11 protein-coding genes are annotated in these 15,296 nt (G+C 64.4%); 7 read left to right on the top strand and 4 right to left on the bottom strand.

Annotated elements, in window-relative coordinates; all coding sequences use genetic code 11:
* Nucleotides 1-9: 9 nt before the first annotated feature.
* The 4 genes from fdhF to PCO31110_RS21955 all read right to left on the bottom strand — a co-directional run bounded on the left by fdhF (nt 10) and on the right by PCO31110_RS21955 (nt 6,368).
* The gene (gene fdhF, locus PCO31110_RS21970) at nt 10-2,895 is read right to left on the bottom strand and encodes a formate dehydrogenase subunit alpha (RefSeq protein ID WP_010807824.1); all 2,886 of its coding nucleotides are present in this window, start codon (nt 2,893-2,895) and stop codon (nt 10-12) included.
* A 30-nt stretch (nt 2,896-2,925) separates the two neighbouring features.
* Nucleotides 2,926-4,566, bottom strand: a complete 1,641-nt coding sequence (locus PCO31110_RS21965) for a formate dehydrogenase beta subunit (RefSeq protein ID WP_150691383.1) — start codon at nt 4,564-4,566, stop codon at nt 2,926-2,928.
* Entirely contained in the window at nt 4,559-5,041 is a 483-nt protein-coding gene (locus PCO31110_RS21960; protein WP_150691382.1) for an NAD(P)H-dependent oxidoreductase subunit E, read from the bottom strand. The genes PCO31110_RS21965 and PCO31110_RS21960 overlap by 8 nt, the downstream gene beginning before the upstream one ends.
* A 253-nt stretch (nt 5,042-5,294) precedes the next feature.
* Nucleotides 5,295-6,368: a substrate-binding domain-containing protein gene (locus PCO31110_RS21955; RefSeq protein WP_150691381.1), complete on the bottom strand. Its 1,074-nt coding sequence runs from the start codon at nt 6,366-6,368 to the stop codon at nt 5,295-5,297.
* Nucleotides 6,369-6,602: 234 nt separating this feature from the next.
* Here PCO31110_RS21955 and PCO31110_RS21950 point away from each other — a divergent pair, with 234 nt between their 5' ends.
* The 7 genes from PCO31110_RS21950 to PCO31110_RS21920 all read left to right on the top strand — a co-directional run bounded on the left by PCO31110_RS21950 (nt 6,603) and on the right by PCO31110_RS21920 (nt 15,275).
* Nucleotides 6,603-8,918 carry an FdhF/YdeP family oxidoreductase gene (locus tag PCO31110_RS21950; RefSeq protein WP_150691380.1) on the top strand — a complete coding sequence of 772 codons (2,316 nt, stop codon included), beginning with the start codon at nt 6,603-6,605 and terminating at the stop codon, nt 8,916-8,918.
* Entirely contained in the window at nt 8,908-9,186 is a 279-nt protein-coding gene (locus PCO31110_RS21945; RefSeq protein WP_010807819.1) for a helix-turn-helix domain-containing protein, read from the top strand. Before PCO31110_RS21950 ends, PCO31110_RS21945 begins: the two co-directional genes overlap by 11 nt.
* A gap of 152 nt (nt 9,187-9,338) precedes the next feature.
* Complete coding sequence (locus tag PCO31110_RS21940) at nt 9,339-10,421, top strand: fatty acid desaturase family protein (RefSeq protein ID WP_150691378.1); 1,083 nt, start codon at nt 9,339-9,341, stop codon at nt 10,419-10,421.
* 302 nt (nt 10,422-10,723) lie between these two features.
* Entirely contained in the window at nt 10,724-11,002 is a 279-nt protein-coding gene (locus PCO31110_RS21935) for a hypothetical protein (protein ID WP_010807817.1), read from the top strand.
* A complete protein-coding gene (locus PCO31110_RS21930; RefSeq protein ID WP_010807816.1) occupies nt 10,992-11,246 on the top strand; it encodes a hypothetical protein in 255 nt (84 codons plus the stop codon). The genes PCO31110_RS21935 and PCO31110_RS21930 overlap by 11 nt, the downstream gene beginning before the upstream one ends.
* A 10-nt stretch (nt 11,247-11,256) precedes the next feature.
* Nucleotides 11,257-12,924, top strand: coding sequence for a PepSY-associated TM helix domain-containing protein (locus tag PCO31110_RS21925; RefSeq protein ID WP_150691377.1), 1,668 nt, complete (start codon nt 11,257-11,259; stop codon nt 12,922-12,924).
* 101 nt (nt 12,925-13,025) lie between these two features.
* Nucleotides 13,026-15,275 carry a TonB-dependent siderophore receptor gene (locus PCO31110_RS21920; protein WP_150691376.1) on the top strand — a complete coding sequence of 750 codons (2,250 nt, stop codon included), beginning with the start codon at nt 13,026-13,028 and terminating at the stop codon, nt 15,273-15,275.
* The last annotated feature ends 21 nt before the right edge of the window (nt 15,276-15,296 follow it).

The following is a 15,296-nucleotide window of genomic DNA, read 5'->3' as shown; positions in this document are numbered from 1 at the left end:
GATCGCCGTCTACTTCGCCGGTATCGGCTCGGAGGACGTGCGGGCCGCATCGAGCAGTTCGAGCTGCGTGCGGTTGAACGTCGAATAACTGGCTTGCCATGCCGAAGGCTGCGCCACAGGCAGCACCTGCACGGCCGTCACCTTGTACTCGGGACAATTGGTCGCCCAGTCGGAATTGTCGGTCGTGATGACGTTCGCCCCCGACTCGGGGAAATGGAACGTCGTATACACCACGCCCGGCTGCATACGCTCACTGAGCACCGCGCGCAACACCGTCTCGCCCGCCCGGCTGCGAATACCGACCCAGTCTCGATCCTTGATGCCCCGCTCCTGCGCGTCGTGCGGATGGATTTCGAGCCGGTCTTCATCGTGCCAGTGAACGTTGTGCGTACGGCGTGTCTGCGCGCCAACATTGTATTGCGAGAGGATACGCCCCGTGGTGAGCAGCAGCGGATAACGCGGCGTGACCTTTTCGTCGGTCGGCACATAGCGCGTCATGATGAAGCGCCCCTTCCCACGCACGAATGTGTCGACGTGCATGATCGGCGTGCCGTCCGGGGCGTCGTCGTTGCACGGCCATTGCAGGCTGCCCGCGTCGTCCAGACGTGCGTAGCTCACCCCATGGAACGTCGGCGTGAGCCGGGCGATCTCGTCCATGATCTGCGACGGATGCGAGTACGGCATCTCGTAGCCCAGCCGCTTCGCGAGCGCAATCGTCACTTCCCAGTCGGCCATGCCCGGCAGCGGCGCCATGACACGGCGCACGCGCGAGATGCGGCGCTCGGCGTTCGTGAACGTCCCGTCCTTTTCGAGGAACGTCGTGCCGGGCAGCAGAACATGCGCGTACTTGGCGGTCTCGTTCAGGAAGATGTCCTGCACGACGATGCACTCCATCGCCTCCATGGCCGCCGCAACGTGCTGAGTGTTCGGGTCGGACTGCACGATGTCCTCGCCCTGGCAATACAGCCCCTTGAAGCTGCCGTGAATCGCGGCGTCGAACATGTTGGGGATGCGCAGCCCCGGCTCGGCCTGCAGCGTGACACCCCACGCGGCCTCGAACTGCTCGCGCACCAACGTATCGGAGACGTGCCGATAGCCGGGCAACTCGTGGGGGAACGACCCCATGTCGCACGACCCCTGCACATTGTTCTGCCCGCGCAACGGGTTCACGCCCACGCCCTCACGCCCGACGTTACCCGTGGCCATCGCCAGATTCGCAATGCCCATGACGGTGGTCGACCCTTGCGCGTGCTCGGTTACCCCCAGTCCGTAATAAATCGCCGCATTGCCGCCCGTGGCGTACAACCGGGCTGCGCCGCGAATCTGCTCGGCAGGCACGCCGGTGACGACCGACACCGCCTCGGGCGAATTCTCCGGCAGCGCCACGAAATCGCGCCACTGCGCGAACGCCCGGTCCTCGCATCGCTCGGCGATGAATGCGTCGGCCAGAAGCCCCTCGGTCACGATGACATGGGCGAGTGCATTCACCATGGCGACATTGGTCCCTGGACGCAATGGCAAGTGATATGCCGCCTTCACATGCGGCCCGTCGACGATATCGATGCGGCGCGGATCGATCACGATCAGCTTCGCCCCCTCGCGCACCCGGCGCTTGAGCCGCGACGCAAAGACCGGATGGCCGTCGGTCGGGTTGGCGCCCATCACCAGAATGACGTCGGCGTGCTCGATCGATTTGAACGTCTGCGTGCCGGCAGACTCGCCAAGCGTCTGCTTCAGGCCGTAGCCCGTTGGCGAGTGACACACCCGCGCACAGGTGTCGACGTTGTTATTGCCGAACGCTGCGCGCACGAGCTTCTGCACGAGATACGTTTCCTCGTTCGTGCAACGCGACGAGGTGATGCCGCCGATGGCATCGCGCCCGTACTTCGCCTGAATCCGCCGGAACTCCGAGGCCGCGTAGTCCAGCGCCTCGTCCCACGACACTTCGCGCCACGGGTCCGTGATCTTGCTGCGGATCATCGGCTTGGTGATGCGCTCCTTGTGCGTGGCATATCCCCAGGCAAAGCGCCCCTTCACGCAGGCATGCCCTTCGTTGGCCAGACCGTCCTTGTAGGGCGTCATGCGCACGACTTCCCCGCCCTTCATTTCCGCCTTGAACGCACAGCCGACGCCGCAGTACGCACATGTCGTCACCACCGCGTGCTCGGGCTGCCCCATCTCGATGACGCTTTTTTCCTGCAGCGTGGCCGTCGGGCAGGCCGCCACGCAGGCGCCGCACGACACGCACTCCGAATCCATGAACGGCTGGTCCTGCCCGGCCGAGATGCGCGCCTCGAAACCGCGGCCGGAGATCGTCAGCGCAAAGGTGCCCTGCGTTTCCTCGCACGCCCTCACACAGCGATTGCAGACGATGCATTTCGACGGGTCATACGTGAAATACGGATTCGACTCGTCCTTTGCGCTCTGGATGTGGTTCTCGCCATCGAAGCCGTAGCGCACCTCGCGCAGCCCGGTCACGCCCGCCATGTCCTGCAACTCGCAATCGCCGTTGGCCGCACAGGTCAGGCAGTCGAGCGGGTGATCGGAGATGTAAAGCTCCATCACGTTGCGACGCAGATCCTGCAACTTGGGCGACTGCGTACGCACCTTCATGCCCGGCTCGACGGGTGTCGTGCACGAGGCAGGAAACCCGCGCCGCCCCTCGATCTCGACGAGACACAACCGGCAGGACCCGAAGGGCTCGAGCGAATCCGTCGCGCATAGCTTGGGGATGTTGACGTCGTTACCCGCGGCGGCACGCATGATCGATGTGCCGGCCGGTACGGTCACGGTCTGGCCGTCGATCTCGAGCGTGACATCCACCTCGCTTTCGCGCCGTGGCGTGCCCATATCCGGACCGTGGCCCGGCGTGACTTGTGCGTTCGGATGGATCATAGATTGTCCTCCCTGCCCGGCGCTCGCGCGTCAGGCAGCTTCGGCGCCCCCGGCGCCATCGGGCAGACCGAAGTCCGCCGGGAAATGTTCGAGCGCGGAGCGCACCGGATACGGCGTCATGCCGCCCATCGCACACAGCGAGCCCGCCACCATCGTGTCGCAGAGATCGTGCAGCAATTGCACCTGCCGCACGGACGCATCCCCACGCCGGATACGCTCGATGACTTCGACACCGCGCGTCGACCCGATACGGCACGGTGTGCACTTGCCGCATGACTCGTGTGCGCAGAATTGCATCGCGTAACTCGCCAGCGCCGCCAGGTCTGCGGTGTCGTCGTGAACGACCACGCCACCGTGACCGACGACTGCGCCCAGCGCGGCATATGCCTCGTAATCCATCGGCACGTCCCACTGTGCGCTCGGCAGATAGGCCCCCAGCGGGCCACCGACCTGAATGGCCTTAGCGGGACGCCCGCTCGCCGTGCCGCCGCCAAAGTCGTCGAGCAGTGTGCGCAACGTCACACCGAACGCAAGTTCCACGAGTCCGCCGCGACGGATGTTGCCCGCGAGTTGCACCGGCAGCGTGCCTTGCGAGCGGCCCATGCCGAACTCGCGATAGACCGCAGCGCCGTGCGCAAAGATGAACGGCACGCTCGCCAGCGTAATCACGTTGTTGATGAGTGTCGGCTGCCCGAAGAGCCCGGCAAGCGCCGGGATCGGCGGCTTCGCCCGCACTACGCCGCGCTTGCCCTCGAGGCTTTCGAGCAACGCCGTCTCCTCGCCGCAGATGTAGGCCCCGGCGGCCTTGGCGACACGCAACTCGCATGCCCGTCCGGAACCCAGCACATTCGTGCCGAGCCAGCCTTCCCGGCGCGCCACGGCAATGGCGGCCTCAAGCGTCGCGATCGCATGCGGGTATTCGCTGCGCACGTAGACGATGCCCTCGCTCGCCCCTACGGACAGTGCGGCGATGAGCATCCCCTCGATGAGCACAAAGGGATCGCTCTCCATGATGAGCCGGTCGGCAAACGTGCCCGAGTCGCCTTCATCGGCGTTGCAGACGACGTATTTGCAGGCCGATTGCGCGCGGCTGACGGTGCGCCACTTGATGCCTGCCGGAAAAGCCGCGCCGCCGCGACCGCGCAGTCCCGAGTCGAGCACGGTCTGACACGCGGCCTCGGCATCCTGCGCGAGACAGGCGCGTAAGCCCGCCAGACCACCGTGCGCCTCATAGTCCGCAGGATCGAGCGGATCGGTCACGCCTACGCGTGCGAACGTCAGGCGCTGCTGGCGCGCGAGATACGGAATCTTATCCACCAGCCCGACACAGGAGGGCATTGACGCTTCCCAACTGCCGTCGGGGTTTTCGGTGGAAGGTTCTCGCCCGGCGTCTTGCGTGGCGCACGCAGGCCACCCGCTATCGAACAGCGCAGCGACCTGCGCCGCCTGCACGTTGCTATAACCCACGCGCCCGGCAGGTGTCTCCACTTCAACGAGCGGCTCGAGCCAGAACAACCCGCGCGAGCCGTTGCGAACCATCTCGACGGCAACGCCTCGCCGGACGGCTTCCGTTGCCACGGCAGCCGCGAGCCGATCCGCGCCTAACGCGAGCGCAGCGGAGTCGCGCGGAATGAAAATGCGATACGGAGCGCGCTTCGAAGACTCAGACATGACGACCCTCCCGGCGCTCCGGCACCAAGGCCAGCAAAGCGTCGAACCGCGCCGGACTCACGCGCGCATGCAGGTCGCCGTTGATCGTCACCGCCGGAGACAACGCGCATTGCCCCAGGCAATACACCGACTCGACGCCAACGCCGTGACACGGCTCACCATCGATACGCGCGCCCGTACTCGCCTCGGCATGGGCAACGAGCGCTTCTCCGCCGCGGCTGCGGCACGCTTCCGCACGGCAAATCTGCACCACGGTGGGTGGTGGCGGCGCACTGCGGAAATGGTGATAGAAAGTGATGACGCCATGGACTTCGGCGCGGGAAAGATTCAGGGCGTCGGCAATCGCCGGCACGTGCGCCGGGTCGACATAGCCGTCGCGGTCCTGCAAAGCATGCAGCAGCGGCAACAACTCGTGTGCGCGGCCGGCGTGGCGAGCCAGCAACGGCGCAAGCGCTGCATGAGGTGTGGGCACCATCTCGAATGTCTCCTGAGGCAAAACGGCGTCTCATATGTTCTAAATTGCATATGATGACCACACGTTTCTGGGGGCTCGGTATCTAGGACATTAGTGCAAATGCCCCGCGCCAACAAGCCTCGTGGAAACACCGATGGTTCAGTTTCGCGTTATTCGCTGCACAGCAACATGCCGCTCGGCCTAGAGCCGCACCGGCCGGGCGTCTGCCGCTGCCGATCGTCGCGCATTACATATGCAAATAAATGCATATAAATCATCCCAGCGAAGGGAACGCCTCGGCCAGCGGCGTGACACGCCCCGTTGCCGCCTCGCTGTAACCGGGAATGGCATGAACCGTCTGCCGGTACTCCCCGCTTTGCAGAATCTCCAGCAATCCTTGCAGATGTGGAGAATCGCTGCCGCTTTCCGGGAACATCAGGCAGTAGCGTTCGGTCAGGATCGGCAGGAAGTCGAGCCCGAACTGACTCGCTGCGGCTTCGATGGCCAGCCCTGCGTCGGCGCGCCCGCTCGCGATGTAGGCGGCCACGGCGGCGTGAGTGAACTCGATGTTCTCTGCCCCCGCGATGGCGGAAGGATCGATGCCTTCGCGCGCGAGCAGGAGATCGAAGATGATGCGCGTGCCCGACCCGCGCTCCCGGTTGGCGAACCGTGCGCCGGTACGAGGCAAGTCGGCCAGCGAGTGGATGCCGAGCGGGTTGCCTCGCGCGACGATCAGCCCGAGGCGGCGAGACGCGACATCGGCCACCCGGTACGACTTGCCCTTGAGCAACGGGCCATAGTGATCGAGCACAGGCTCCGCGAGCGCGCCGATCGGCACATGAAAGCTCGCGACCTCGCATTCGTGCTTCGCCAGCGCGGCAATGGCTTCGATACTGCCGCGATAGCTCACGTCGATGGGCAGGCCGGCACGCCCCGCGAAGTCGACCAGCGCAGCGACAGCCAATCCGTGACTCGCGAAAAGCCGGAGTTGATCGCTCTCCTGTAACAGCAGATCGTCAAGCTCGGTCTGCAACTCCGACGCCATTGTCTCCAGCAGCGGCCCCAGGCGTGCCTGCAAACGCTTTTGCCCCCACAGAAGCCGTTGCGCGAGCGGTGTCAACACCGCGCCACGTCCGCGTGCCATGGTCAGCAGCGGTGCACCCATGAGCGACTCGACTTCCTTCACGTGGCCCCAAGCCCCTCGGTACGACTGCCCGAGCACTTGGCTGGCCGCCTGCAAGTTGCCGTGCGCCTGCACTTCCGTGAGCAGCGACAACACCTTGTCGAGCGGGAAATCGTTGCCGTCATGGCGAAAACGGAGTTGCGGGGCAATGGAGATTCGCTTCATTGACTCACCTTATATGCTATTCATTGCATAAATCCATCTATGCAAAATCCTGATAAGATGCCTGAAAACGTCGAATTAACAGGGGATTTCGCATCGACATCCTTACGGGACAATCGCTACGAAGTACCTGAATTATGCATTAATTTGCCTATTTTACGTTAATGTTTGTCCTTGGCCGAGGCGTTCCCTTCATGTCGACGCACCGTGCCAGCCACCCATGCCCGAACCCGCGTCATGCCTGCCCCGAAAATAGCTCCATACGATCGTCCCGCTGGTGGTTGGGGCGCGCTCAAGAACGTCGCCATCCAACTCGTCACTCAAGGCATTCCCCTCAAGGGCGCCCGAACGCTGCTCAGCGCGAACCAGCCCAGCGGCTTCGACTGTCCAGGCTGTGCGTGGCCGGACCGCGAGCACGCCTCGACGTTCGAGTTCTGTGAAAACGGGGCCAAGGCGGTGGCCGCCGAGGCCACCAATCGACGTGTCACCCCCGCGTTTTTTGCCGAGCATAGCGTGACCGGCCTGCTCGCCCTCGACGACTACACACTCGAAGGTTATGGCCGCCTCACGCATCCCATGCGTTACGACGCCGCCACGGACCACTACATGCCCATCGCGTGGGACGACGCCTTCGCAATGATCGGCGAACACCTGCGCGCCCTGCCCGATCCCGATCAGGCAGCGTTCTATACCTCGGGGCGCACGAGCAACGAAGCCGCGTTTCTCTATCAACTCTTCGTTCGCCAGTACGGCACGAACAATTTCCCCGACTGCTCGAACATGTGCCACGAGCCAACGAGCGTAGGCTTGCCTCCGGTCGTGGGATTGGGCAAGGGCACGGTCACGCTCGAAGACTTCGAACTGGCCGATACGCTGCTGCTGTTCGGCCAGAACCCCGGCACCAATCACCCGCGAATGCTTGGCGAACTGCGCGAGGCCGCCCGGCGCGGCGCCACCATCGTGTCGGTCAATCTGCTGCACGAACGCGGGCTGGAGCGCTTCGCCGACCCGCAAAGTCCTGCCGAGATGCTGAGCATGGGAGGCACCGCGATCAGCGGCCATTACGTCACACCCGCGAGCGGTGGCGATTTTGCGTTCGTGAAAGGCGTCATCAAGCATGTGCTGGAGCGCGACAGCGAAGCACGCGCCATTGGCGAGCCCCCCTTGCTCGACGATGCCTTCATCGCCGAACACACGCATGGTTTCGAAGATTTCGCGGCCGACGCGCGAGCCGAGCGCTGGGACGATCTCGAGCGCGCGTCCGGCGTCTCACAAGCGCAGATGTGCCAGATTGCCGACGTCTATCTACGTGGCGAGCGCGTTATCGCGACCTGGGGCATGGGCATCACCCAGCACAAGCAAGCCGTGGCGACGATTCAGATGATCGTCAACCTGATGCTTCTGCGCGGCAACATCGGGCGCCCGGGCGCGGGCCTGTGTCCCGTGCGTGGCCACAGCAATGTGCAAGGCGACCGCACCGTCGGCATCAATGAAAAACCATCGGACGCATTCCTCGACCGGCTCGGCAAGGTGTTCGATTTCGCGCCGCCGCAACGCGAAGGGCTCGGTGTCGTCGACACGATCTCGGCCATGCTCGACGGACGCATCAAAGTTTTCATCGGCATGGGCGGCAACTTCGCGATGGCCACGCCCGACACGCCGCGCACCTGGGAAGGCCTGCGCCAGTGCGACCTGACCGTGCATGTGGCAACCAAACTCAACCGCAGCCATCTCGTTCATGGCCGCGACGCCCTGATTCTGCCGTGCCTGGGTCGCACCGAAATCGACATGCAGAACGGCATCGTGCAAGGCGTGACAGTCGAAGATTCGATGAGCATGGTGCATCTGTCGTATGGCATCAATGCCCCGGCCTCGGAGCATCTGCGCTCGGAGCCGGCTATCGTGGCGGGGATGGCGCAGGCAACGATGGGCCGCGCCCTCGCCGGCCACGGCGACTGGCACTGGTACGTGCAAGACTACGATCGCATTCGCGACGCCATCGCAGCAACCTTCGACGACTTCGCGGATTTCAACCGTCGCGTGCGGCATCCGGGCGGGTTCCGGCTGGCCGTACCGCCTTCGGAACGTCAGTGGCTGACCGCCAACGGACGCGCCAACTTCACCACACATACGCTGCCGCTCGAGTTGCCGATCGACGCGGCCCGCCGCCAGGCGGGCGCGCGCGGTGCCGACGTGCTGCAACTCGCGACGATTCGCTCGCACGATCAATACAACACCACGATTTACGGCCTGAACGACCGGTATCGCGGCGTGTTCGGACAACGCCGCGTGGTCTTCGCGAACATCGAGGATCTGGATGCCCAAGGCTTGCGCGCAGGCGAACGCGTCGATGTCGTGGGCGTCTGGAATGACGGCATTGCGCGGCGTGCCGACGACTTCCTGCTGGTCGCCTACGACATTCCACGCGGCTGTATCGCGGCCTACTACCCCGAGACCAACGGACTGGTGCCGCTCGATGCCGTCGCCGACGGTGCAGGCACCCCCACGTCGAAGTCGATTCCGGTGCTGCTGGAGCGCCGTCATGGTGGATGAGGCCGCCGGCGTCGACGCCAGCCTCGCGCAGGCCGAGCAGGATCTGGCGCGCTTGCTCGCGACGTTGGCCGACGGCCGCCGCGAAGGCCGCGAGTCGTTGTCGCTGGCACGCCTTGCGAAGCGCAGCGCGTTGCCCATGAGCACGCTGCTGCGTTATCTCGGTGTGCTCACCAGCGCCGGCTGGATCTCGCTCGAAGACGGCGAGCGGGGACTGCGGCTTGTACGCCTCACCGACGCTGGCATCACGCAATGCGACAGCCTGAGGTGAACCACCGGAAAAGCCACGGAAGTCAGGCGCTGCAACACGACTGACATATTTCCATCCCGACACACGACGTACACTCTCCGCCACCGCGCCTGGCCATACCCTATTTGCGTATGCTGTCGTCCAGCGCACGGCCCTAACGTCACGGAGACCCCATGGAGAATGTCGTTGCGCGTCCGGCAGAGATCGACACCGCCACGTCCGCCGCTGTTTCTGTTGCTCCTGAATCACTTGAACTTCCCCTCTTCCTTGCCACTGAGACGAATGCGTCTCCCGCCTTGTGGCGTCATGCCCGCCCGTCGCGATGGAATCCGTGGCTCATCGGTCTGACAGGGCTCACCGGCCTCTGGCAATGGCTGGGACTAGGCTGGGCGCTGCGCCACTGGGGAGAGATCGCCGCATGGTCGCTGGTTCCCGTGCTGCTGCTCACCCCGATGCACTGGGGCCTGATTCACGAATCGATCCACGGCCAGTTGCGCCTGAAGGCTCGCGCTAACGAGCGCACCGGCCGCGCGCTCTCTGCACTGCTCGGGTTGCCGTTCGAGATCATGCGCTTCGGACATCTGATGCATCATCGCTTCACGCGTCAGCCCTTCGACCGCCCGGATATTTCGACACTGTCCGACACCGCGCCGCTGCCCCTTCGCGCACAAAAGTGGCTCGGCTATCAGTCGCGGCTGTTGGGGGGAATGTGGCTCACGGAAGTCTTTGCCCCCGTCATCGCGTGGCTGCCCGTACGGCGTTTGCCCGCACTCGCCGTGAGCGCCCTTGGCGGCGATCCGGAAGATGACGACGTGCGCCGCCGCGTCATCATGTTTGCCTCCGATCCGGTTCGTCGCCGTCGCATTCGACGCGACTTTCTTGTTTTGCTCGTCGCTCTGGCGGTGGCCCTATGGGCATACGGACCCTGGTGGCCCGTGTTTCTGGCGACGTTTGCCGCGCGCGGCGTCTGGCTGTCGATCGCAGACAACTTGCCGCACTACGGTGTGGCGATAGACGAGCTGGCGCGCGCACGCAATTTCCGGGCCCCGGTGTCGGGCCGCGCGCTGCTGCTCAACCAGCACCTGCATCGCGTGCATCACCAGTACCCGACCGCCCCCTGGCACTTGCTGCCGGAAATCGACGCCGCCCAACCCACCGGCGGGCCTGTGATTCCGTACTGGCGCGCCGTCTTTCGTCAATTTGCGGGGCCACTGCCGGCCGGCACGCTTGCCACAGGCGCAGCAGACACACATTGAGCCCAGGCACCTCGCTCACACACCGCCAATACCCTCCCGCCAGACAACGGCGCGCTGCGCGCCGTTGTCTCGTTGCCACGTAACACGCCAACGCTCAACGCCGTCAACTCAGATCATTTTGGGATTTTTCCGAATCATGATATAAATGCGAATCGTTTTCGTTAACGTTCGCATCTTCACGCAAATAAGTGAGGCGACCGAAACGTCCTGCGGGAACCGTTCGTGGATTTGCTTCGCTAGCCGCGTCGCCGCCAAGGGCGGCGTTTTTGCTTGCTGAGCCTGATTATTTTTGATTCCCAAGCATGTTGATTGCATTGGCCATTGCACTGGCATGGCTGGCAGGTGGTGCCAGCTATCTCACATCGGAACACCAGCGCTTGCGAGTGTGTCGTCTGCCGGCGCAACCCGCGCGAGGGCTGTCGGTCGCCGCGGCCATCGCATGCCTCGTGTGCTGGTGGCTGGCCGCCGGTCCGTCGGCGGGCATCGCAGCGGCTTTCATGTCGCTTTGCTTCGGCCTGCTCTTCTGGCCGTACGCGGCTGGCGGCTGGCACTGGCTGCGCGGAGACACCCATGTGGAGTAGAACCTTCGCGGGCCTCGTGCTCGGATGCTTCGCCGCGATGGCGTTATGTGGCGCCATCGCCTACATGACGCCCGCCGGCTGGCAGACCGCGATCATCCCGGTCATCGCCCTCTTCCCGCTCGTGTGGCTCGGCCTGTTTGCCGTTGTCTACGCAAGCCGCACCGCCACACGCGCGTGGGTTGGCCTTGGCGCCACGACCGCCGTCGCCTGGGCCGCGCTGCTGCTGGCGCGCGCTGTTTGGTAAGGAGCTCCGGATGCGTGCCCAAACCCTGCGTCAATACCTCAGTGTCCATACCTGGGCCGGTATCGTTGCCGGCTTCGCGCTGTTCATCGCCATGCTCGGCGGCGCCCTGACCGTGTTTCACCACGAGATCGAACGTTGGGAGCAACCGGCTACGCGTCATGCGCCGCTCTCGCTCGCGCAGACGGAACAGCTCGCCGAGCGCGTTCGCGCGAAATTCCCGGCCGCGCGCGAGCAGATGGGTGTGGTACTGCCCAATCACTCCCCCACCCCGTTCGCCTACTGGCAGGAGCCGAACGGCGAATGGATGCAGGCACGCCTGAGCCCGAACGCCGCAAGCGCTGCCTATGCCGCATCATCGCTGGTCATTGGCGACGCGCGCCCCGGTCTGTCGAGCACGATCAACGCGTTGCATTACTCGCTGTCTATCCCGACGTATGGCCTGTACCTGATGGGCGTGGTGGCGCTGTTCTACGGCATGGCGCTCATCTCCGGCGTCATCGTGCACTTGCCGCGCATGACGCGCGACATCTTCGCGCTGCGGCCGGGGCGCAACCTCAAACGATTTTGGCAGGACGCCCACAACGCCATCGGCGTGCTGAGTCTGCCGTTTCACATCGTCTTCGCCCTCACGGGTACGCTGTTGTGTCTGAGCCTGCCGCTGATGATGGCGTTCAACGTGGTGACGTTCGAAAGCAAGTTGATGTCGCAAATCCCGCAAGTCACGGGTTCCGTGCCCGCCAGGATTGCCCCGGTCGACGGCAAGCCGCTCGACTTGCAGACAGTGCTCGCGCGGGCCGAACAGGCAGCGCCCGGCATGGAGACGACCGCCGTGGCATGGACGGGTTACGGCAAGCCGAATGCGGTGGCCGAAGTCTACGGCGAGGCCAAGGATTCTCTGGGCGTTTTCGCCGCCGTGGCCGTGCGCCTGAACGACGGGGAAATCGTCGGCCAGCACAGTCCGGGGGTGCGGGATACGAACCACGCCGTGATGAGCATGATCTACGGCGCGCACTTCGGCAACTTCGCGGGTGACGCCGTGCGCTGGGTGTACTTCGTGCTCGGGTTGATGGGCGCCGTGCTGGTCTATAGCGGCAACCTGCTCTGGCTCGAATCGCGTCGCAAACGCAACGCCGCCACTCAGCCCACTCATTTGCGCTGGATGGCCAAGGCCACGGCCGGCGTATTCCTGGGGACTTGTCTGGGCATCGCTGCGGCCTTCGTCGGTGCGGTTGTCGCCCCCGGCACGACGGCGCTCTCGATCTTCGTCGCCACGCTCGCCGCCTCTGCCATTTTCGCTGCGCTCACGGTGCCGGCCGTGGCAGCCACGGGACTGCTCGTGGCCACTGCGCTCGTCTGCCTCGCCGTCCCGGTCGCCGATGCCACGCTCACGTCCGACAATCTCGCGCGCTCGCTGGCCTCGGGCGACTGGGTGCTTGCTGGTGTCGATCTGGTCGCCATCGTCTGTGCGGCAATCTTCGCGCTGTTCGCCCGCGCAACGTGGCGGCGCGCCCGTCGTGGCGATCCGAACAGCGTCTGGGCGCGACCTGCTGCGACCAGAGGGCAGACGTCACGCGACAGTGGCACGGCTCGCATACCGGAGCGCACTGCCGTTGCCAGTCAAGGCACCACCAACATAACGACAACGCTGCCCGAGCGGCCGGACCCGGCGCGAACCTGACGGCGCGTGCATGAGCAAGTTCACGCACTCCACACAAGACGATCAATTTCGAGACGTACCCGTCGGCACACGACGCATCACAAATTTGGAGATTCACACCGATGTTGCATCACCGCCCGCTCGCAGGGCGCGGTTTCGCTCGCACACGCACCGCGCATGATCTGACGTTCCCCCACGCTTCACCGCTCTCGCCCTCCTCGGTGTCACGCGCCGTGGCTGGTGTGTTCGCGATTTGTGCCGCGTCGCTGACGCTGGCTTCTGGCAGCGTCTACGCCCAGCAAGCATCGCAACCGTCCGACCCGCAACCGGCGGCGAATGCCTCGCAAGGCACTGCCGTGCTGCCCGCCACCACCGTATCGGCCGGCCGCGACGATGACATCAAGGTCGAGCGAGTGTCGAGCGGTGCGCTGGGCACACGGCGCGCGGTGGACACGCCGTTCTCGGTGGTTGCCGTCAACAGCGAGCAGATCAAGAACCAGATGGCCCAGACCGCGACTGACGCGTTCAAGTACGATCCGGCCGTCACCACGCTTTCGGAAAACAAGCGCAACGAGAACTCGTATTTCGCCGTGCGCGGCATGCGCGTGGACATGCTCGACGGCACCAAGGTCGACGGTCAGAACTTCGTCTCGTGGCAGGCAGACATTCCGCTCGAGCCGTTCGAACAAGTGGAACTGCTCAAGGGCCTGTCTGGCTTCATGTATGGCTTCGGCGCGCCCGGCGGGATCGTGAATTACGTGCTCAAGCGGCCGACGGACGAACCGCTGCGTCAATTCTCGGTCGGCTATGAAGCCAGCAATGTGTGGAGCGAAAAGCTCGACCTCGGCGGACGCTTCGGTCCCGACAATCGCTTCGGCTATCGCCTGAACATCGTGAACGAGGAAGGCAACACCGCCGAGCCGAACAACCACGTGCGTCGCAAGACGATCTCGCTTGCCACGGACTGGCGCATCACGCCGGACCTCACATGGACGGCAGACGTGGCGTATTGGAAGCGCCAGACGACCGGCACGCTGTTCGGCATGAACTTCGCCGGTGCGGGGGCAGTCCCCGACGCGAACAAGGTCGCCCGCAATGTGGCCCAGCCGTTCACCTATTACGAAACCGATTCGCTGACGGCAGGCACGTCGCTCGACTATCGCATCAACGATCAGTGGAAGGCAAACTTCAAATATCGCTTCGCACGCCTGAATCGTCTTAACGGCGACAGCTTCCTCTCCGTGCTCAACGCTGCGGGCGACTATGCCGACACGCAATACAAGTGGAAGACGGCCTATTACTACCAGGCTTGGGACGCCATGATGCAGGGCAAGTTCACCACCGGTCCGCTCAAGCATGACGTGGTGTTCGGCGTGGCGTATCAGAGCCAGGTCAAGCTCAACGACAATGGCGATGGGGGTAACGGCATTTCGCTCGGCACGAGCAACATTTACAACCCGTCGCTGCTGCCGAATCAGGACTTCGGCCTGAACTACCAGCCGTACCGCAGCGAGAAGATCTCGCAGCGTGCGATCTATGCCAGCGACACGATTGGCATCACCTCGCGTATCTCGTTGCTGGCCGGCCTGCGCTACACCCAGTTCAACGACGATCTGTACGACATCTCAGGGCAGACTGGCGCGTCCTACCGCGCGAAACCCGTCTCGCCGACGGTCGCGCTCATGTACAAGACCGACAACGATTCGACCGCGTACGTCAGCTACGTCGAGTCGCTGGAGCCGGGGGGCTCGGCGAGCATCACGAACGTCAACTTCCCGCAGACCTTCGGGCCGCTCACCAGCAAACAGTACGAGGTGGGCTGGAAAGCGGACAAGCAGACGTGGGGGGCGAATCTCGCGCTGTTCCGCGTCGAGCGCGGCTATGGCTACACCAATCAGGCGAACTACTACGTGCAGGACGGCACGCAACGCTTCCAGGGGCTGGATGCCAGCGGTTGGGTGCGTCTCGCCCGCGACTGGCGCGTGATGGGCGGCGTGCTGCTGCTCAACACGAAGGCCGTGGACGTTGACGACCCGAGCGTGGCGGGCAAGCGCATCTTTGCCGCGCCGCGCTACGTCGTGACAGGACGTGTCGAGTACGACACCCCGTTCGTGCGCGGCCTGACGCTCGCGGCCGGCGTCAAGGTCACGGGCGAGCAGGAGGTCGATGCCGCCAACACGTTGTCGATTCCCGCGTACACCACGATCGACCTGTCGGCCAGGTACGCCACGCGAATCGCCGGCAAGTCAGTCGTGCTGCGCGCCGCCATCAACAACCTGACGGATAAGCACTACTGGACGACGACGTACAACGGCTTCGTGCTGCCGGGTTCCACCCGTACCTTCCTCGCCAGCGCCACGATGGACTTCTGATCGGCATCTGCGCCGGACACG

This window comes from Pandoraea communis (assembly GCF_902459745.1).
GTDB classification, from domain to species: domain Bacteria; phylum Pseudomonadota; class Gammaproteobacteria; order Burkholderiales; family Burkholderiaceae; genus Pandoraea; species Pandoraea communis.
This window is presented reverse-complemented; position numbering and strand designations above follow the sequence as displayed.